13 protein-coding genes are annotated in these 21,296 nt (G+C 67.0%); 9 read left to right on the forward strand and 4 right to left on the reverse strand.

The window, feature by feature from the left end:
- Nucleotides 1-91: 91 nt before the first annotated feature.
- The 3 genes from DTA15_RS16195 (at nucleotide 92) to DTA15_RS16205 (ending at nucleotide 2,820) form a co-directional block, all read left to right on the forward strand.
- Complete coding sequence (locus DTA15_RS16195) at nucleotides 92-952, forward strand: isocitrate lyase/PEP mutase family protein (protein WP_006489758.1); 861 nt, start codon at nucleotides 92-94, stop codon at nucleotides 950-952.
- A gap of 335 nt (nucleotides 953-1,287) precedes the next feature.
- On the forward strand, nucleotides 1,288-1,554 hold the full coding sequence (locus DTA15_RS16200; protein WP_034178596.1) for a YodC family protein: 267 nt from the start codon (nucleotides 1,288-1,290) through the stop codon (nucleotides 1,552-1,554).
- Nucleotides 1,555-1,659: 105 nt separating this feature from the next.
- Nucleotides 1,660-2,820 (forward strand): cytochrome P450, encoded by a 1,161-nt coding sequence (locus DTA15_RS16205; protein WP_006493868.1) that lies wholly within the window; start codon nucleotides 1,660-1,662, stop codon nucleotides 2,818-2,820.
- 15 nt (nucleotides 2,821-2,835) lie between these two features.
- Here DTA15_RS16205 and DTA15_RS16210 read toward each other — a convergent pair whose 3' ends face one another.
- Together DTA15_RS16210 and DTA15_RS16215 are read right to left on the reverse strand one after the other, a co-directional pair.
- Nucleotides 2,836-3,162, reverse strand: coding sequence for a superinfection immunity protein (locus DTA15_RS16210; protein WP_006490851.1), 327 nt, complete (start codon nucleotides 3,160-3,162; stop codon nucleotides 2,836-2,838).
- A 90-nt stretch (nucleotides 3,163-3,252) separates the two neighbouring features.
- Nucleotides 3,253-3,672, reverse strand: a complete 420-nt coding sequence (locus DTA15_RS16215) for a rhodanese-like domain-containing protein (RefSeq protein WP_006490857.1) — start codon at nucleotides 3,670-3,672, stop codon at nucleotides 3,253-3,255.
- Between the two features lie 114 nt (nucleotides 3,673-3,786).
- On the opposite strand from DTA15_RS16215, the gene ftrA reads away from it, so the two are divergent.
- The 5 genes from ftrA to DTA15_RS16240 all read left to right on the forward strand — a co-directional run bounded on the left by ftrA (nucleotide 3,787) and on the right by DTA15_RS16240 (nucleotide 8,975).
- Complete coding sequence (ftrA, locus tag DTA15_RS16220; RefSeq protein ID WP_006490855.1) at nucleotides 3,787-4,749, forward strand: transcriptional regulator FtrA; 963 nt, start codon at nucleotides 3,787-3,789, stop codon at nucleotides 4,747-4,749.
- Between the two features lie 185 nt (nucleotides 4,750-4,934).
- Nucleotides 4,935-6,389: a M20 family metallopeptidase gene (locus DTA15_RS16225; RefSeq protein ID WP_006490856.1), complete on the forward strand. Its 1,455-nt coding sequence runs from the start codon at nucleotides 4,935-4,937 to the stop codon at nucleotides 6,387-6,389.
- A gap of 60 nt (nucleotides 6,390-6,449) precedes the next feature.
- Nucleotides 6,450-7,559: a malate/lactate/ureidoglycolate dehydrogenase gene (locus tag DTA15_RS16230; protein WP_006490859.1), complete on the forward strand. Its 1,110-nt coding sequence runs from the start codon at nucleotides 6,450-6,452 to the stop codon at nucleotides 7,557-7,559.
- Nucleotides 7,556-8,095, forward strand: a complete 540-nt coding sequence (locus DTA15_RS16235) for a TfoX/Sxy family protein (protein ID WP_006490858.1) — start codon at nucleotides 7,556-7,558, stop codon at nucleotides 8,093-8,095. The genes DTA15_RS16230 and DTA15_RS16235 overlap by 4 nt, the downstream gene beginning before the upstream one ends.
- A gap of 301 nt (nucleotides 8,096-8,396) precedes the next feature.
- On the forward strand, nucleotides 8,397-8,975 hold the full coding sequence (locus DTA15_RS16240) for an NnrU family protein (RefSeq protein WP_006490860.1): 579 nt from the start codon (nucleotides 8,397-8,399) through the stop codon (nucleotides 8,973-8,975).
- A gap of 33 nt (nucleotides 8,976-9,008) precedes the next feature.
- On the opposite strand, the gene DTA15_RS16245 is transcribed toward DTA15_RS16240, so the two are convergent.
- Both DTA15_RS16245 and DTA15_RS16255 read right to left on the reverse strand, forming a co-directional pair.
- Entirely contained in the window at nucleotides 9,009-10,388 is a 1,380-nt protein-coding gene (locus DTA15_RS16245; RefSeq protein WP_006490861.1) for an amino acid permease, read from the reverse strand.
- A gap of 289 nt (nucleotides 10,389-10,677) precedes the next feature.
- On the reverse strand, nucleotides 10,678-11,415 hold the full coding sequence (locus tag DTA15_RS16255; protein WP_006490854.1) for a sulfite exporter TauE/SafE family protein: 738 nt from the start codon (nucleotides 11,413-11,415) through the stop codon (nucleotides 10,678-10,680).
- A gap of 1,213 nt (nucleotides 11,416-12,628) precedes the next feature.
- On the opposite strand from DTA15_RS16255, the gene adhA reads away from it, so the two are divergent.
- Nucleotides 12,629-21,295 carry a cable pilus-associated adhesin AdhA gene (gene adhA, locus DTA15_RS16260; protein ID WP_122332868.1) on the forward strand — a complete coding sequence of 2,889 codons (8,667 nt, stop codon included), beginning with the start codon at nucleotides 12,629-12,631 and terminating at the stop codon, nucleotides 21,293-21,295.
- Nucleotide 21,296: the final 1 nt, after the last annotated feature.

Below are 21,296 nucleotides of genomic sequence, written 5' to 3' on the forward strand. Positions count from 1 at the left end.
CCTGTTGCGCGATGACATTTCGACGAAAGCTGAAACGTCGCGTGCACGACCGGCGTAAGCTCACCCGTCAACACTGTCCCTGGAGTTCGCGATGATCCGTTCCGACCTGCAAGCCCGCCACGCCGAAGCTTTCCGTGCGCTGCATACGCGCCCCGGCGCGTTCATCATCCCGAACCCGTGGGACGCCGGCACCGCGCGCCTGCTCGCGATGGCCGGCTTCGAGGCGCTCGCCACGACCAGCGCCGGCTACGCGTTTTCGAAAGGGCAGCCCGACAACGCGATTGACCGCGACGCGATGCTCGATCACATCGCCGATCTCGTCGCCGCGGGGGGCCTGCCGGTGAGCGCCGATCTCGAGAACGGCTTCGGCGACGCGCCCGGCACGGTGGCCGAAACGATCCGGCTGGCGGCCGAAGCCGGCGCGGTCGGTGGCTCGATCGAGGATGCGACCGGTCGCGCCGATACGCCGATCTATGCGCGCGACGCGTCGGTCGAGCGCATCGCGGCGGCCGTCGACGCGGCGCGCGCGCTGCCGTTTCCGTTCACGCTGACCGCCCGCTGCGAAAACTACCTGCACGGCCGCCGCGACCTCGACGACACGATCGCGCGGCTCGTCGCCTATCGCGACGCCGGCGCCGACGTGCTGTACGCGCCCGGCATCACCGACGCCGACGAGATCGCGGCGGTGACGCGGGCGGTCGGCGCGCCGGTCAATGTCGTCATGGGCCTGCAGGGCGGGCTGCTGAGCCTCGACGAACTGGCGGCGCTCGGCGTGAAGCGTGTCAGCGTCGGCGGCGCGCTGGCGCGGGCCGCGCTCGGCGCGTTCCTGCGCGCGGCGACGGAGATGAGGCGCGACGGCACCTTCACCTTTACCCAGGCGGCCGTGCCGGGGCGCGATATCAACCGCTGGTTTGCGGCGCCGGATAATTCGCCGATTTTGTTCGACGAATGAGCCCCAATAAAAGCCGGAATCGTTTACGGCGAAACATTGATTGACAATAATCAACCGGTTTCGCGTCCGAATTAATCGTCGATGACGACGCGAAAATCATCGTCTATTCTCCGCATTCCGCCTGTTCGGCCACAGCCGGCGCGCCGCGCCTGACGCCCGGCGGGCCGTCAGGCGTGACGATCCCGCGCATTGTTGCAGGTTATTGTTCAGAGCGTTGCCGCGCGCGGCAGTTGCCGGATGATTTTTTGATTGATAATCTGCGGCACGTTCCAATGGCCGGTCAGTGCGCCGCCGGGAATATCAATATATTCAATATATAAAAAGCTGAGAGAGCGATGACGATCCGAGAAAATCACCGCATGAGGTTTCGCGTGGGCGATGTCGTGACGCTTAAAACGGGCGGCCCGCGCATGACCGTCACGTATGCCGGGCCGGTCGTGTTCGACGACGGCGACTGGCTGATCTGCCAGTGGTTCGACGAAAGCGGCGAATTCCGGCAGGAAATGTTCCATCACGACACGGTGGTGCCCGAACCGCGCGCGATTTCGGCCGGGCGGGTCCGGCTGCGCATGCAGTCGCACCGCGACCGATCGGCGGCCTGACGCCGGCCGCCTCAGCCATGCCGTGACTCGTCGCTCGCCGTCCGTACCGCGACATTTCACGCCATCCCGAAACATGCGGCGGCGCACTGCGCCGATACTGAGCGCATGAACCCGACCGATCCCATTGCCGCGGTCACGCACCGCGATCCCTATCCCTATTACGCCGCGCTCGTCGACGGGCCGCCGCTCGCGTTCGATGCCACGCTCGGCCTGTGGGTCGCGAGCCGCGCGACGGCCGTGACGGCCGTGCTCGGCGACCCGGCCTGCCGCGTGCGCCCGCTCGACGCGCCGGTGCCGCCCGCGTTGCGCGGCACGACGGCCGGCGCGCTGTTCGGCGAGCTGGTACGCATGAACGAGGGTGCATCGCGACACGACGTACCGAAGCAGGTGTTGCGTGCGGCGTTCGCGCCGCTCGACCCGGCCGCGCTGCGCGATCGCGCCGAGGTGATTGCCGCGCGGCGGTTGTCCGCGCCCGGCGATGCCGACGCGCTGAACGCATGGTGCATGACGGTGCCCGTGTGCGCGGTTGCCGAGCTGCTGGGCTTCGACGAAACCCAGCTCGACGACATCGCGGCGCGGGTCGTCGAGTTCGTCGCGGCACTGTCGCCGCTGTCGGATGCCGCGGCGCTGGCGCGCGCGAGCGACGCGGCGCGACAACTGCTCGACCGGATGACGGAACGCGTCGCGCAGTCGCATGCGCAGGACGGCACGCTGGTCGCCGCGGTGCAGCAAGCGGCCCGCGCGTCGGGCTGGCAGGCGGGCGGCGCGCTGGTCGCGAATCTCGTCGGGTTGCTGTCGCAAACATGCGAGGCGACCGCCGCATGGCTCGGCAATGCACTCGTGGCGTGGAACGGCGAAGCACGCGAGGTGCCGGACGCCGCCGCGATCGACGCATTCGTCGCCGAAGTCGGGCGTTTCGATTCACCGGTACAGAACACGCGCCGCTTCGTCGCGGCACGCACGACGATCGAAGGCGTGAGCGTCGAAGCCGGCGACGCGATCCTCGTCGTGCTGGCAGCGGCGAATCGCGATCCGGCCGTGCATCGCGAGCCGCACCGGCTGATGCCCGGCCGCACGGCGGGGCCGAATTTCGGCTTCGGCACGGGGCCGCATGGATGTCCGGGCGAGCGAATCGCACGGGCGGTCACGGCGGGGGCATTCGCGGCGCGGTTGCACGCGGGCGGCTGGCCGCCGCGTGACGCACTGAAGTGGGATTACCGCGCGTCGACCAACGTCAGGATGCCGAAGTTCGACGCGAGTCGGTGAAGGGGAAAGAGGGACCTACCGGCAGCCTTGTTTTTCCGCCCATTGCTCCTGGGCGGCGACACGGCGTTGCACGCGTTCGACGAGGCCGGTCGAAAAAGTCCGCATGCTGATACCGCGGCGCTTCGCGAGGATCGTCTGCGCGACGTCGGTGCGCGGGTTCGGCTGGCACGCCCAGTACAGCGTCATCAGCCAGCCGATGCCTGTCCACGCGAACAGGGCGTTGAACATCGCGATCGTCAGCTTGTCGTGCCGGCCGCGCCGGTCGGCAATGACGGCCGGCAGGAAATAGAGCGCGATCGCCGCGACTGAACCGGCCACTTGAATCAGGACTGCATCATGCATGGTGCTGCTCCGTCCGAACTGCAATGAGGCTGATTGTCGCGCTTTTTCCGTTCGTGTGCAGGCAATTGATTGTTGCGCTTTTAGTGACGATCAGGCGGCTTCGACGTCGGTCGGCTGCACGTCGTTGCTCAGTGCGAAACCTTCGTCGAGCCAGCCCGTCACGCCGCCGATCATCAGCTTGACCGGGCGGCCGAGGCGCGCGAGCCGGATCGCCGCGCGGGCGGCGCCGTTGCAGTGCGGCCCCGCGCAGTAGACGACGAACAGCGTGTCGGCCGGGTAGCCGGCGAGCTTGCTTTCGACGATCTTGCGGTGCGGCAGGTTGCGCGCGCCGGGCACGTGGCCGGCGGCGAACTGGTCGGGGCCGCGCACGTCGAGCAGCACGAAATCGGACGTGCCGGATGCGAACGCGTCGTGCACGTCCCAGCAATCGGTCTCGAAGCGCAGCGAGGCCTCGAAATGCGCGAGGGCGGCGGGGCTGTCGGCGGCGGGGACGTCGGTGACGTGGGACATGGTCAGGCTCTCCGGGTTGAACGGGCACGAAATGCGCCGCAATGAAGGGCAGTATCGCGGTTCGGCGCGGGTCGCGGCAGTGGCGCGATCGACAAGTTCCGGTAACATCGCGCCATGCACAATCATCTCGTCGTCGCGCTCGCCTACGATCGGCTCTGCACGTTCGAATTCGGCTGCGTGGTCGAACTGTTCGCGCTCGAGCGCCCCGAACTCGGCGTCGACTGGTATCGCTTCGCGGTATGCGCGAGCGAGCCGGGGCCGGTGCGCGCGGCGGGCGGCATTACCGTTGCCGCGCCCTACCGGCTCGCGACGCTCGATCGCGCGGACACCATCGTGATTCCCGGCTGGCGCGATCCGGACGAATTGCCACCCGAGCCGTTGCTGAAGAAGCTGCGGGCCGCGCACCGGCGCGGCGCGCGGCTCTGCTCGATCTGTTCGGGCGTGTTCGTGCTCGCGGCGGCCGGCGTGCTCGACGGCCTCACCGTGACGACTCACTGGCGGTATGCGGAACGTCTGCAGGCCCGTTATCCGGCGCTGCGCGTGAATCCCGATGCGCTGTACGTCGACGAAGGGCAGATCGTCACGTCGGCCGGCTCGGCGGCGGGACTCGACATGCTGCTGCATCTCGTGCGCCGCGATCATGGCGGCGCGATCGCGAACCGCGTCGCGCAGCGTCTCGTGCTGCCGCCGCATCGCGACGGCGGCCAGGCGCAGTTCGTGCCGCGTCCGGTCGCACCGGGCGGCACCGACCGGCTCGCCAAGCTGATCGACTGGATGCGCGCGCATGCGGCCGAGCCGCACACGCTCGCGTCGCTCGCCGCGCAGGCCGCGATGAGCACGCGCACGCTGCAGCGTCAGTTCTCCGATGCGACGGGGATGTCGCCGCTCGCGTGGTTGATCCGCGAGCGCGTGAACGTCGCGAAGGACATGCTCGAGGCGCAGCCCGCGCTGCCCCTCGCACAAGTCGCGGCGCGCGCCGGGTTCGGTTCCGAGGAGTCGCTGCGCCGGCATTTCCGGCGCGTCGCGGCGACGAGCCCGGCCGCGTACCGGCGCGGGATGGATCGCGGCGGCACGTAGCGGGTGTCGGGCCGGAGCGCTCGCGCGACGATGAAAAGCCGTCCCTGCGGCACGATGCGCTCACCCGCGCGGCCGGGCTGCGCGACGCATTTCCGAACGCTGTCTGAACGGCCAGGAGGGGCGCCGGTGGGGGCGCATCGGCGTATGATCTGGGTTTTCGTCAGCCCGATCCAGGCACCCCCACCATGACTTCCGTCGACACTACCCCCGTCCTCGACCATGACAAGCTCGTTACCTTCATCGAGCGCAAGTGGAACGATGAAATCCTCCACGCCCTGACCGACTACATCGCGATTCCCGCGAAGAGCCCCGCATTCGACCCCGACTGGGCGAAACGCGGATATCTCGAGCGCGTCGTCACCGATGCCGCGCAGTGGGCCGAACGGCAGCCGGTGAAGGGCCTGAAGCTCGAAATCGTGCGCCTGCCGGGCCGCACGCCGGTGATCTTCTTCGAGTCCCCGGCCACGCGCTCGGGCAGCACCGACACGATCCTGCTGTACGGCCACCTCGACAAGCAGCCCGAATTCGACGGCTGGCGCGCGGACCTCGGCCCGTGGACGCCGAAGTTCGAGAACGGCAAGCTGTACGGCCGCGGCGGCGCGGACGACGGCTATGCGATCTACGCAAGCCTCGCGGCGCTCGGCGCGCTCGACGAGCAGGGCATCGAGCGGCCGCGCTGCGTCGGCCTGATCGAGACCTGCGAGGAGTCGGGCAGCTACGACCTGCTGCCGTATGTCGACGCATTGCGCGACCGGCTCGGTCAGGTGTCGCTCGTCGTGTGCCTCGATTCGGGCGCCGGCAATTACGACCAGATGTGGCTCACCACGTCGCTGCGCGGCCTCGTGTCCGGCGACCTGCAGGTCGAGGTGCTGGAAGAAGGCGTCCACTCGGGTGTCTACGGCGGCATCGCGCCGTCGAGCTTCCGCGTGATGCGCCAGCTGTTCGAGCGCCTCGAAGACGCGAAGAACGGCAACCTGCTGCCGGGCGTGTTCCATTGCGAGATTCCGTCGAGCCGCGTGCGCGAAGCCGAGGCCGCTGCCGCGATTCTCGGCGACACGGTGTGGAAGGGGCTGCCGTGGGCGTGCGGCCAGGATGGCAAGCCCGTGCTGCCGACCACGACCGATCCGCGCGAGGCGCTGCTGAATTCGACGTGGCGTCCGTCGCTGTCGGTGACGGGCGCGGCCGGCATGCCGGCGCTCGCCGATGCGGGCAACGTGCTGCGTCCGCGCACCGCATTCAAGCTGTCGCTGCGGCTGCCGCCGCTCGTCGACGCCGCGCAGGCCGTCCAGCAGCTCAAGGAATTGCTCGAACTCGATCCGCCGTACAACGCGAAGGTCACGTTCAAGCCGGACGCCGGCGCCGCGACGGGCTGGAGCGCGCCGGATCTCGCGCCGTGGCTCGCGTCGTCGCTCGACGCCGCGTCGCGCCGCCACTTCGGCGCCGACTGCGCGTACATGGGCCTCGGCGGCACGATCCCGCTGATGAACGTGCTGCAGGAAGGCTTCCCCGCAGCGCAATTCATGGTGTGCGGCGTGCTCGGGCCGAAGTCGAACGCGCACGGCCCGAACGAGTTCCTGCACGTACCGTATGCGAAGAAGCTCACCGCGGCCGTTGCCGACGTGATCGCGACCGCGCGCTGATCGGCGCAACGTTCGACGTACCGATTGCCCGACCCGAACCGCCTTGATGGAGTGTTGCCGATGACCGCACTGCCGACGCCCGATACCGAACCGCTGCGCATGCGCGCCGAATCGCTGCACGCCTTCGTCGCGGCACTCTGGGAACGGGCCGGCAGCCACCCGCGCGAGGCGACGCTCGTCGCCGATCACCTGGTCGGCGCGAATCTCGCGGGCCACGATTCGCACGGGATCGGGATGATCCCGAATTACGTCGCGTCGTGGCGCGAAGGGCAGTTGCAGTTGAACGGGCACGCGTCGATCGTCCGCGACGGCGGCGCGGTGCTGACGATCGACGGCGGGCGCGGCTTCGGCCAGGTGATCGCGTTCGAGGCGATGGTCGAAGGAATCGAGCGCGCGCGGCGCATGGGCATCTGCGCGATCGGGCTGCGCGACGTTCATCACCTCGGCCGCATCGGGCACTGGGCCGAGCAGTGCGCGCGCGCCGGGCTCGTGTCGTTCCATTTCGTCAACGTGCCGGGCGACCTGCTGGTCGCGCCGCTGCACGGCACCGATCCGCGTTTCGGCACGAATCCGTTCTGCGCCGCGTATCCGCGGGCGGGCAAGCCGCCGTTGCTGCTCGATTTCGCGACGAGCGCGATCGCGTACGGCAAGACGCGTGTCGCGTACAACCAGGGCAAGCGCGTGCCGGCCGGGTCGCTGATCGACCATCGCGGCCAGCCGACCGACGATCCGGCCGTGATGCACGAGCAGCCGTTCGGCGCGCTGCTGCCGTTCGGGCTGCACAAGGGCTATGCGCTCGCGGCGATGTGCGAGATCTTCGGCGGCGCGCTGGTGGGCGGGCATACGACGTACGGCGATACGCTGCAGAAGACGAGCGCGATCGTCAACGGGATGCTCTCGGTGCTGATCGATCCGAACGCGTTCGACGCGGCCGATGCCGAACGCGAAGCCGATGCGTTCGTCGCGTGGGCGAAGGCGTCGCCGCGGGCCGGCGATGCGCCGGTGCAGGTGCCCGGCGAGCCGGAAGAGGCGAGCCGCGCCGCACGCGGCACGGCCGGGATTCCGGTCGACCGCGCAACGTGGCGGCAGATTCGCGAGAGCGCGGCGGCCGTCGGGGTCGACGCGGCCGAGTTCGATGCGTGGACGCAGCGCTGCGAGGCGTCCGCATGAGCTGGCAGGCGGAGAAGGCGCACGGCGAGGAAATTGCGTATCAGCTTGCGCCGCTCGGTACGGTCGCCGTAGCACGGTTCTTCAGCGGGGCGGCCTTGCGGCTCGACGGCGTGATGTTCGGCTTCCTGTCGCGCGGGTCGCTGTTCCTGCGTGTCGACGACGTGAATCGCCCGGCGTTCGTCGCGGCGGGGATGGGGCCGTTCTCGTATGCGCGGCCCACGCGCACCGTCTCGCTCGAGGGCTATTACGAAACGCCGGCCGACGTGCTCGAGGATGCGGGCGCGCTGTTCGACTGGTGCCGCAGCGCGTATCGCGCGGCGCTGCTGGCCGGGCCGCCGAAGCGCAAGGCGCGGGCGGTGTCGAAGACGGGATCGAGGGCGGCGCCGAAGCCTGCAGCGAAACCGGCGCCCAAAAAGGCATCCACGCCAGCGGCGAAATCCGCATCGAAACCGGCGTCGGCGCAGAAAGCGAAACCGGCATCGAAATCATCATCCGCGCCGGCACCGAAACCGGCAGCGAAGCGCAAGCAGACGTAATACCGGCCGCGTGGCGCGACAGCCTCGCAAGGTTCGCTTTCCTTTCTTTCAGACCGCCTCGTCGCGGCCGACCAGCACGCCGCGCGGGCGACTGGCCCGCGCGATCCGGCGCATGAACGCATCGAGCGTGACGCACCGCACATCCTGCGTGCTTCACAACGGCGGCCCCGACGTTTATGATCGGCGCGGGCTGCGCCCGTGCGTCGCGCGACCCGCGCCGGCCTCGCCGCCGGCCCGCGAACGGCGCACCGTACGCCGCGCGGCACGCTTCCCCACTCATCATTCCAGACGGAGACAGCCGATGCTCGTCCTGATTCTCGGTTTAGCGATCTTCCTCGGTGTGCACTCGGTCCGGATCGTCGCCGACGGCTGGCGGTCCGCGACGATCGATCGGATCGGCGAGAAAGGCTGGAAGGGCGGCTACGCGATCGCGTCGATCGTCGGCTTCGTGCTGATCATCTGGGGGTACGGGATCGCCCGCGCCGGCGCGACGTTGCTGTGGGTGTCGCCGGTCGGCGTGCGCCACCTGACGGGCATGCTGACCGCGGTCGCGTTCGTGCTGATCGCCGCGTCCTACGTGCCGCGCAACCGGATCAAGACGCTCGTCGGGCATCCGATGCTGGCCGGCGTGATGGTGTGGGCGGTGGCGCACCTGCTCGTGAACGGCACCGTGCATGCGGTCGTGCTGTTCGGTGCGTTCTTCGTGTGGTCGATCGTCGATTTCGTCGTGTCGCGTGCGCGGGATCGCAGCGACGGTGTCCGCTATCCGGCCGGCGGGCTGGCCGGCGACCTCGCAACCGTGGCGGCCGGGCTCGTCGCCTGGGCCGTGTTCGCGCTGTTCCTGCACGGCCCGCTGATCGGCGTGCGGCCGTTCGGCTGAACGGAACGCGCACGCCGGTCGGCCTCCCGCCGGTCAACGCCCCTTCGCGCCGGCGGCCTGCCCGAACGACGGCTGCTTGCGCCGCAGGAAGTACGCCGCGACGATCGCGAGCGCCGTCAGCACCGTGAACCAGAACTGGAAGCGCGAATCCGGGTTGAACGCCTGCGACCCCAGCACGGCGACCAGCGCCAGCAGCGCGACCCAGTTCGATACTGGATAGAACCACGCGCGGAACGCCGTCGGGTCGCGTTGCTCGTGCTTCGTCTGCCGGCGCATCGCGAAGTGCGCGACGATGATGAAGATCCACACGATCATCACGAACGCGCCGCTGCTCTTCGCGAGCATCAGGAACAGGTCGCCGCCGCTCACGAAGTGAATGCCGAGGATCGACACGCAGATCGCGAGGCACAGCACGAGCGCGTTCATCGGCACGCCCTTCGCGTTGGTGCGGCCGAACACCGCCGGCGCGTGGCCGCGCTGGCTCAGCGAGAACAGCATGCGCGAGTTCGAGAACAGGAACGAGTTCATCACCGACATGAACGACACGAACAGCACGATCTTCATCGCGACGGCGGCCTCCGTGAAGCCTGCCATGCCGAACAGCGATACGTACGGCGATTTCAGGTTGGCCTTGTCGGTCCACGGCATGCACAGGATCAGGATCGACACCGAGCCGACGTAGAACACCATCACGCGCACGATCACGCTCTTGATCGCGCGGATCACGTTCCTGCTCGGGTTTTCCGATTCGCCCGCGGCCACTGCCGCGATCTCGCTGCCGCCGAGCGAGAAGATCACGACCATCACGCCGGCGAGCACGGGCGAGATGCCGTTCGGCATGAAGCCGCCGTGATCCGTGAGGTTCACGAGCCCCGGCGCGGGAATGCGCGGCTGGAAGCCGAGCAGGATCGACGCGCCGAGCGCCATGAACACGATGATCGTCGCGACCTTCGCGAACGACAGCCAGTATTCGGCTTCGCCGAACGAGCGCACCGAATACGCGTTGCTCGCGATCAGCGTGACGAGCATGAACAGCGCGCCGCCCCAGATCGGCAGCCACGGCAGGAAATCGTGGAGGATCGCGCCGAGCAGGATCGCTTCGACGGTGATCGTCATCATCGACTTGAACCAGTACAGCCAGCCGACCGCGAAGCCGGCCCATTCGCCGAGATAGCTGCTCGCATACGTGGAGAACGATCCGCTGTCGGGATTGCGGGACGCCATTTCGCCGAGCATGAACATGACCAGCGTGACGATCACGCCGCCGATCAGGTACGACAGGATCGCCGCGGGGCCGGCCGTTGCGATGATCGCGCCGGAGCCGACGAACAGGCCCGCGCCGATCACGCCGCCGAGCGCGATCATCGTGATGTGCCGTTGCTTGAGGCTTTGCCTCAACGAGTTGTCCTGCATCTCCTACCTCTAGTTATTGTTGGCCGGGAACGTATCGGGCGGCGCGGCGGCAAGCGTTCTGCCGCTGCGGGGCGCCGATGTCGAGGGAGCGTGTGTGACGCGATGTGCGGGGCCGCCGGCGGTGAATCGAAATGGCGGCCACGGTGTGCCGGTCGGTGCCCGCGAGAGGGCGATGATGGCGACAAACCGGATTGTCGGCGGACACCGCCGTGACGGCAAACGAGATATGCGAAAGACGTCTTGCGGTTTGCTCATCAATTACCGCGATCGCGGCAGGCGTGGGCGTGGGTCAGATCGGTTTGACGAACAACCCGATGGTCAGCAGCACGCCGATGCAGACGATCGCGATTCGCAGCACGCGTTCGTTGACGCGATGCAGCGCCCATGCGCCGAGCAGGCCGCCGACGATGGCGCCGCCGCCGAGTGCGATCGCCGCGCGCCAGTGAAGGTGCGGCGAGGTGAGGAACAGCACGACCGCCGACGCATTCATCACGCCCGCGAGCGCGTTCTTGGTCGACATCGCGCGACGCGGCGGCAGGCCGGCCATCGTCAGCGCGGCCATCATCAGGAACCCGATGCCGCCGCCGAAGTAGCCGCCGTAGATCGCGATCAGGAACTGCGAGGCCCCGGCCGCGACAGGGCCGAGATGTTGCGTGCCCGCGCCCGGCTTGCGAAAGAAGCTGCCCCATGCGAACACGATCGTCGCGAACAGCACGAGCCACGGGACGAGGCGCGAGAAGATCGACGAAGGCGTCTTCAGCAACAGCAGCCCGCCGAGCGCGCCGCCGACCACGCTGATCGCGAACAGCGCGCGAAACGGCAGCCTGCCCACGCCGCTCACCATGTTCCGGCTCGCCCAGCCCGTCGTGACCTGGCCGGGGAACAGTGCGACCGTCGACGTGATGTTGGCCGCGAGCGGCGACATCCCCGACACGATCAGCGCGGGCAGCGTGACGAACGAGCCGCCGCCGGCGAGAGCGTTCTGCAGGCCGGCCCACAGGCCGGCGAGGATGATGAGGGCGAGCACGATCGATGGATCCGGGATATTCCGACCTTGAACCGCGAACGGCCAGGCTTGCCGGGCGGGGATGCACGATGGTAATTCAGGACCGCGGCCGATGCACGCACGATACGCGGCGTGCCGATGGCGGCCAGGACGCGGACGAAATGAGCATCGATTGTCTGCGGCGACGATTCAATTAATAAAGACCAGGTCGTTTATTTCGTTTCTGGATTCATCGGGTGTGGTTTTCGGGAGACGGTTTTTTTGGTATGAGCGGACAGGGTTGCGGTGAAGGTTGAATTGGATTCCGGGCATCCATGCAGAAACGGATGCTGGGGTCGGAAGCGCCCGGATGTCGGAAGTTTTGAGTGAATGTCGGGAAGAGAGAAGCGTCTCGCGAAAATCCTTGTCGTCGAAGAGGTTTTTTGCAGGATCCGACGCGTCGAAATGCTCGATCTCAATATAGTTGCATGGTGAGGTTCGATTTCATTTTTCACCCTGCAGCGTTGGGTGCGAGCGTGCGTGCATACGCCTTGTCGCACTGGCTGGGCCGAAAACATTCGGTTTCCAGCGGTGCTTTCGGGGATAACCCGCATCGCGATGACTCATTGCCACGACAGCGAATAAGGTGAACCAATCCAGACAATTGTTTATGTTTTTATAAGCGGCGGGAAATATGCGAAAGAAAGGCTGAAAATATTTGTAAAAGTGCCAGTGGAGTGCAATCATGTACGTGAAAGACCGGTGTAATCTAAACGCAGGCACGAGCGGTACATAGAGAGAGTGATGGTGCACCGCGGCAATTCGCCCTGATCAAGCGAATTGTTGATGATTCGCGATAAAAGGAAATAACTAATATGGCGAGGGCGGTAGAAATGCAGATCCAATATCAAACAAAAAATCGCCGCGTGGACAACACCCGCGGCGCGAGGGCCATCAAACACGTATGTCCGTCGGACTGGCGCGTTGTATTGGGCCATTTCCCGGCACGCAGGGCGAACGGCTGTTCCGGCCGTCTGGACTCATCCCTGATTCCGTAGCAGCCCCGGCTCCATTTTTCCTTTTCCGGCATAGGCCGCCTCGGGCGGGCTAGCGGCTCGTTGCGTCCCGCGCGAGCCGGATACCCGGTTTGCAGCGGCGCGAATTCGCGTCGTGCTCCGTCGCGCCTGTTTGGTTGAACGTTTGCCTGTCATCGACGGGCCAGGTTTTGTCACATCCATCTACAAGGAGTCGGGCAATGGTTTCCTCGTCGGTCTTGAGCAATCACGTCGATGTTCCGGTCGCCAACGGGTCGCAGGTCGTCGCGTCGCCAGGAGGCCCGGCCAATTTCCTGCTGTCGGCCCACAAAGAGGACGTGGCCAACTATGCGCGTTCGGGGAACGACCTGGTCGTCGAATTCAAGGACGGCCGAACAGTGCGCGTTCAGGCGTTCTTCGAGAACGGCGCGGATTATCACAATCTCGTCTTCGTTCAGGACGACGGGCGATTTCTTGTGCAGTTCGGCCCCGCACTGCAGGCGACCGGCGATGGCATCGTCGATGCGGCGCTCACTTATGCGCCGATCGGCGACGGGTTGTCGACCGGTGCGCTGCTCGGAATACTCGGCGGCGTCGCCGCGGCCGGCGGCATTGCGGCAGCCGCGGCCAGCGGCGGCGGTGGGGATGACGGCGGTAGCGGCGCCAGTGGCGGAGGAACGCCGACCGGGCCGGCGCGACTGGCGATCGATTCGATCGATGGGCAGTCGACCGACGGCAACGGCAATATCGTCACGGGGCGGGCGTCGCCGACGATCGCGGGTTCGGGCGCTCAGCCGAACACGACGGTGACGATCCAGGTCGATGGTCAGACGATCGGTGCGGTGACTGCGGACGCGAACGGGCGCTGGTCGTACACGCCCGGTACGTTGCCGGAGGGCGCCCATCAGATCACCGTGACGCAGACCGACAGTAGCGGCAATACGAGCGAGCTGAGCACGGTGGGGATCGTGGTGGATACGATCGTGCCGGAAACGCCTGCGATTACGGCCGTCAGCGACGATGCACAACATCCGGTGACGATCGGCGGTGCGACGAGCGATACGACGCCGACGCTCGGCGGTACCGCGGAAGCGGGTAGCAGGGTGAGCGTGTATGACGGCACGACGCTGCTGGGAACGACGACAGCGGATTCGTCCGGGAAGTGGACATTTACGCCGACCACGGGTTTGGGCGAGGGCGCGCACTCGATTACGGTGACTGCGACGGATGCGGCCGGCAACGTGAGCACCCCGAGCGCGGCCTTCGAGCTGACGATCGATACGACGGCTCCCGCGCTGCCCACGGTGAACGCGACGGACGGTACGTCGCTGTCGGGCACGGCGGAAGCGGGCGCGACGGTCAACATCGATACGAATGGCGACGGTACGCCGGACGCCACCGTGACGGCTGACCCGAGCGGCGTCTGGACGTACACGCCGTCGACCCCACTGCCGATCGGCACGGTGATCGGCGTGACGGCCACGGACGCGGCGGGCAATACGGGCCCGTCTGCTTCGGTAACGGTGACGGGCGATACGACGGCACCGGGTGCGCCGGTCATCGGTACGGTGACGGACGATGCGGGCTCTGTTGTTGGTGCGATTGCCTCTGGCGGCAGTACTGATGATGCGACGCCGACATTGAGCGGCACAGCGGAAGCGGGCAGCACGGTCAGCGTGTATGACGGCACGACGTTGTTGGGTACGACGACAGCCGACCCGTCCGGAAACTGGACGTTCACGCCGACCACGGGTTTGGAAGAGGGCGCGCACAGCCTGACCGTCACCGCCACGGACACGGCCGGCAATGTGAGTGTTCCGAGCACGGCCTTCGACCTGACGATCGATACGACAGCTCCGTCGATTCCGACAGTGAACGCGACCGACGGTACGTCGCTGTCGGGCACGGCGGAAGCGGGCGCAACGATCAACATCGATACGAACGGCGACGGCACGCCGGATGCCACCGTAACAGCCGACCCCGGCGGCGCGTGGACGTACACGCCCTCGACCCCGCTGCCGGCTGGCACGGTGATTGGCGTGACGGCTACCGACGCGGCGGGCAATACGGGCCCGTCTGCTTCGGTAACGGTGACGGGCGATACGACGGCGCCGGGTGCGCCGGTCATCGGTACGGTGACGGACGATGCGGGCTCTGTTGTTGGTGCGATTGCCTCTGGCGGCAGTACTGATGATGCGACGCCGACATTGAGCGGCACAGCGGAAGCAGGCAGCACGGTGAGCGTGTATGACGGCACGACGTTGCTCGGCACGACGACAGCGGACCCATCCGGAAACTGGACGTTCACGCCGACTACTGCACTGGGTGAGGGTGCACACAGCCTGACCGTCACCGCAACGGATACGGCCGGCAACGTGAGTGTTCCGAGCACGGCCTTCGATCTGACGATCGATACGACGGCTCCGGCGATTCCGACAGTGAACGCGACGGACGGTACGTCGTTGTCGGGCACGGCCGAAGCGGGTGCGACGGTCAACATCGATACGAATGGCGACGGCACGCCGGACGCCACCGTAACAGCCGACCCCAGCGGCGCGTGGACGTACACGCCCTCGACCCCGCTGCCGGCTGGTACGGTGATCGGCGTGACGGCCACCGATGCGGCAGGCAACACGGGCCCGTCTGCCTCGGTAACGGTGACGGGTGACACGACGGCACCGGGTGCGCCGGTCATCGGCACCGTGACGGATGACGTGGGTTCTGTTGTTGGTGCGATCATTTCCGGCGGCAGTACTGATGACGCGACGCCGACATTGAGCGGTACAGCGGAGGCAGGCAGCACAGTGAGCGTGTATGACGGCACGACGTTGTTGGGTACGACGACGGCCGACCCGTCCGGAAATTGGACGTTCACGCCGACCACGGGTTTGGGAGAGGGCGCGCACAGCCTGACCGTCACCGCCACGGACACGGCAGGCAATGTGAGTGTTCCGAGCACGGCTTTCGAGCTGACGATCGATACGACGGCTCCTGCATTACCGACGGTGAACGCGACCGACGGTACGTCGCTGTCGGGTACGGCCGAAGCGGGTGCGACGGTCAACATCGACACGAACGGCGACGGCACGCCGGACGCCACCGTAACAGCCGACCCGAGCGGCGCGTGGACGTACACGCCCTCGACCCCGCTGCCGGCTGGTACGGTGATCGGCGTGACGGCCACCGATGCGGCGGGCAATACGGGCCCGTCTGCTTCGGTAACGGTGACGGGGGATACGACGGCACCGGGTGCGCCGGTCATCGGTACGGTGACGGACGACGTAGGCTCTGTTGTTGGTGCGATCATTTCCGGAGGCAGTACTGATGACGCGACGCCGACATTGAGCGGCACAGCGGAAGCGGGCAGCACGGTGAGCGTGTATGACGGCACGACGTTGTTGGGTACGACGACGGCAGATCCGTCCGGAAACTGGACGTTCACGCCGACCACGGGTTTGGGTGAGGGCGCACACAGCCTGACCGTCACCGCAACGGATGCGGCCGGCAATGTGAGCACCCCGAGCACGGCCTTTGACCTGACGATCGATACGACGGCTCCTGCATTACCGACTGTGAACGCGACCGACGGTACATCGCTGTCGGGCACGGCCGAAGCGGGCGCAACGGTCAACATCGATACGAACGGCGACGGCACGCCGGACGCCACCGTAACAGCCGACCCCAGCGGCGCGTGGACGTACACGCCGTCAACCCCGCTGCCGGCTGGTACGGTGATTGGCGTGACGGCTACCGATGCGGCGGGCAATACGGGCCCGTCTGCCTCGGTGACGGTGACGGGCGACACGACGGCGCCTGCGGCACCGATCGTTGTTAGTGTCACGGACGACGTTGGCTCGATCGTCGGGCTGCTGACGACTGGCGCGACGACGGACGACACGACCCCGACGCTTGCCGGTACGGCGGAAGCAGGGAGCACAGTGAACGTGTATGACAGCACGACGTTGCTGGGCACGACGACAGCAGACCCGTCCGGAAACTGGACGTTCACGCCGACTACCGCACTGGGTGAGGGCGCGCACAGCCTGACCGTCACCGCCACGGACACGGCCGGCAATGTGAGTGTTCCGAGCACGGCCTTCAACCTGACGATCGATACGACGGCTCCTGCATTACCGACTGTGAACGCGACCGACGGTACATCGCTGTCGGGCACGGCCGAAGCGGGCGCAACGGTCAACATCGATACGAACGGCGACGGCACGCCGGACGCCACCGTGACAGCCGACCCGAGCGGTGCGTGGACGTACACGCCGTCAACCCCGCTGCCGGCTGGTACGGTGATTGGCGTGACGGCTACCGATGCGGCCGGCAATACGGGCCCGTCTGCTTCGGTAACGGTGACGGGTGACACGACGGCGCCTGCGGCACCGATCATCGGCACCGTGACGGACGACGTGGGCTCTGTTGTTGGTGCGATCATTTCCGGCGGCAGTACTGACGATGCGACGCCGACATTGAGCGGCACAGCGGAAGCAGGCAGCACGGTGAGCGTGTATGACGGCACGACGTTGCTCGGCACGACGACAGCGGACCCATCCGGAAACTGGACGTTCACGCCGACTACTGCACTGGGCGAGGGTGCACACAGCCTGACCGTCACCGCAACGGATACGGCAGGCAACGTGAGTGTTCCGAGCACGGCCTTCAACGTGACGATCGATACGACGGCTCCGGCGATTCCGACAGTGAACGCGACGGACGGTACGTCGTTGTCGGGCACGGCCGAAGCGGGTGCGACGGTCAACATCGATACGAATGGCGACGGCACGCCGGACGCCACCGTGACAGCCGACCCGAGCGGCGTGTGGACGTACACGCCGTCGACCCCGCTGCCGATCGGGACGGTGATCGGCGTGACGGCTACCGATGCGGCGGGCAATACGGGCCCGTCTGCTTCGGTAACGGTGACGGGTGACACGACGGCGCCGGCCGCACCGATCGTTGTTAGCGTCACGGACGACGTTGGTTCGACCGTCGGCCTGCTGACGACTGGCGCAACGACGGACGACACGACCCCGACGCTTGCCGGTACAGCGGAAGCAGGGAGCACGGTGAGCGTGTATGACGGCACGACGTTGCTGGGTACGACGACGGCAGATCCGTCCGGAAACTGGACGTTCACGCCGACCACGGGTTTGGGAGAGGGCGCGCACAGCCTGACCGTCACCGCAACGGATACGGCCGGCAATGTGAGTGTTCCGAGTACGGCCTTCAACCTGACGATCGATACGACAGCTCCGTCGATTCCGACAGTGAACGCGACCGACGGTACGTCACTGTCGGGTACGGCCGAAGCGGGTGCGACGGTCAACATCGATACGAATGGCGACGGCACGCCGGACGCCACCGTGACAGCCGACCCGAGCGGCGCGTGGACGTACACGCCGTCGACCCCGCTGCCGGCTGGTACGGTGATCGGCGTGACTGCTACCGATGCGGCAGGCAACACGGGCCCGTCTGCCTCGGTAACGGTGACGGGAGACACGACGGCGCCGGCCGCACCGATCGTTGTTAGTGTCACGGACGACGTTGGCTCGATCGTTGGCCTGCTGACGACTGGCGCGACGACGGACGACACGACCCCGACGCTTGCCGGTACAGCGGAAGCAGGGAGCACGGTGAGCGTGTATGACGGCACGACGTTGCTGGGTACGACGACGGCAGACCCGTCCGGAAACTGGACGTTCACGCCGGCCACAGGCTTGGGTGAAGGCGCGCATTCGATCACGGTGACTGCCACGGACACGGCCGGCAACGTGAGCACCCCGAGCACGGCTTTCGAGCTGACGGTCGATACGACGGCTCCTGCATTACCGACGGTGAATGCGACCGACGGTACGTCGTTGTCGGGCACGGCGGAAGCTGGCGCGACGGTCAATATCGATACGAATGGCGACGGCACGCCGGACGCCACCGTAACAGCCGACCCCAGCGGCGCGTGGACGTACACACCATCGACCCCGCTGCCGATCGGCACGGTGATCGGCGTGACGGCTACCGATGCGGCAGGCAACACGGGCCCGTCTGGCTCGGTAACGGTTTCAGACCTGACGGCGCCGGCCGCACCGATCGTTGTTAGCGTCACGGACGACGTTGGCTCGATCGTCGGGCTGCTGACGACTGGCGCGACGACGGACGACACGACCCCGACGCTTGCCGGTACGGCGGAAGCAGGCAGCACGGTGAGCGTCTATGACGGCACGACGTTGTTGGGTACGACGACAGCAGACCCGTCCGGAAACTGGACGTTCACGCCGACCACGGGTTTGGGAGAGGGCGCGCACTCGATTACGGTGACTGCCACGGACACGGCCGGCAACGTGAGCACCCCGAGCACGGCTTTCGAGCTGACGGTCGATACGACGGCTCCTGCATTACCGACGGTGAATGCGACCGACGGTACGTCGTTGTCGGGCACGGCGGAAGCGGGCGCGACGGTCAATATCGATACGAATGGCGACGGCACGCCGGACGCCACCGTAACAGCCGACCCCAGCGGCGCGTGGACGTACACACCATCGACCCCGCTGCCGATCGGCACGGTGATCGGCGTGACTGCCACGGACGCGGCTGGCAACACCGGCCCGTCCGCGTCGGTAACGGTTTCAGACCTGACGGCGCCGGCCGCGCCGATCATCGGCACCGTGACCGACGACGTTGGCTCGATCGTTGGCCTGCTGACGACTGGCGCGACGACGGACGACACGACCCCGACGCTTGCCGGTACAGCGGAAGCAGGCAGCACGGTGAGCGTCTATGACGGCACGACGTTGTTGGGTACGACGACAGCAGACCCGTCCGGAAACTGGACGTTCACGCCGACCACGGGTTTGGGAGAGGGCGCGCACTCGATTACGGTGACTGCCACGGACACGGCCGGCAACGTGAGCCCCCCGAGCACGACCTTCGATCTGACGATCGATACGACGGCTCCTGCATTACCGACTGTGAACGCGACCGATGGTACGTCGCTGTCGGGTACGGCGGAAGCGGGCGCGACGGTCAATATCGATACGAACGGCGACGGCACGCCGGACGCCATCGTAACAGCCGACCCGGGCGGCGCGTGGACGTACACACCATCGAGCCCGCTGCCGATCGGCACGGTGATCGGCGTGACCGCCACGGACGCGGCTGGCAACACCGGCCCGTCCGCGTCGGTAACGGTTTCAGACCTGACGGCGCCGGCCGCGCCGATCATCGGCACCGTGACCGACGACGTTGGCTCGATCGTTGGCCTGCTGACGACTGGCGCGACGACGGACGACACGACCCCGACGCTTGCCGGTACGGCGGAAGCAGGCAGCACGGTGAGCGTCTATGACGGCACGACGTTGCTGGGTACGACGACGGCAGATCCGTCCGGAAACTGGACGTTCACGCCGGCCACAGGCTTGGGTGAAGGCGCGCATTCGATCACGGTGACTGCCACGGACACGGCCGGCAACGTGAGCCCCCCGAGCGCGGCATTCGCGATCACGGTCGATACGACCGCACCGACTGCGACGGCCACGCTGACGACCCTGACCGACAACACCGGCGTGCCCAACGACTGGATCACCGGCGACACGACCCCGACCCTGAGCGGCACGCTGAATGCTGCGCTCGGTGCGGGCGAGGTCGTCCAGGTCAGCCTCGACGGCGGCGCCCACTGGACCAACGCGACCGTCAATGGCACGAACTGGACCTGGTACACGCCGGGCGTGTTGTCCGCGGCGAACTACACGGCGACGGTGCGCGTGGTCGATGCCGCCGGCAACCTCGGCCCGACGACGTCGCAGCTTTTCACGATCGATCCGAATGTCGCACCGGTCGTATCGGCGCAGGCATCGGGGAACCTGCTCGGGATCATCGGCGCGAACCTGCTCAACCTGATCGATTTCAGCACGCAGCAGGCGTTCTCCGCATCGGACTACAACAACAACCTCGATCACGTGACGCTGCACTACGGCGGATTGCTCGGCCTCGGCGCGCTGCAATTCAACGCGAACCAGGCGCTGGCGAACGAACTGGGGCTGCACTTCAACGTCGTCAACAACCCCGGAATCCTCGGCATCATCGGGCCGTCGTCCGACCTGACGATCACGGCGACCGACGGCGGCCCGATCGACAACCTGAGGCTCAACGAGTTTCTCGGTTCGATCACGCTGAACGGCGGGCTGATCAGCATCAGCGCGCTCGACAGCGTGACGATCTCCGCGACCGACAAGACAGGGCTGTCCGCATCGGCCACCGCCGGTCAGTTGCTGAACGCGAGCCTGCTCGGCTCGACGCAGTCGGCGTCGATCATCGAGGGGACGTCGGGCAGCGACACCGTCACGGGCACGTCCGGCAACGACCGACTGTACGGCTATGGCGGCGACGACGTGCTGAACGGCGGCGACGGCAATGACCTGCTGCGCGGCGGCGCCGGCAACGACACGCTGAACGGTGGCAACGGCAACGATATCCTGATCGGCGGCACCGGTAACGACACGCTGACGGGCGGCGCCGGCACCGACGTGTTCCTGTGGGAAGTCGTCGGCGCGGACAACACCGGCGGCAACGGCCACGACGTCATCACCGACTTCCAGCTGGCAAGCGGCCCCACCGATACGAGCGGCGACAAGATCGATCTGTCGAAGCTGCTGGTCGGCTACACGGCCGACGCGGACGGGCCCGCGCACTACGTGGACGGCGTGCCCACGATCGATGCGGGCGACACGATCGGGCAGTTCCTGTCGGTGACGAACGTCGGCGCCGATACGGTGATCAGCATCGACCGCGACGGCGCCGGGACGGCGTTCGGTTCCGAAACCCTCGTCACGCTGAACAACGTGACGACCAACCTGGAGAGCCTGCTCGCGAACCATCAGATCATCGTCTGAC

This window comes from Burkholderia cenocepacia (genome assembly GCF_900446215.1).
In the GTDB taxonomy this organism is placed as follows: Bacteria; Pseudomonadota; Gammaproteobacteria; order Burkholderiales; family Burkholderiaceae; genus Burkholderia; species Burkholderia cenocepacia.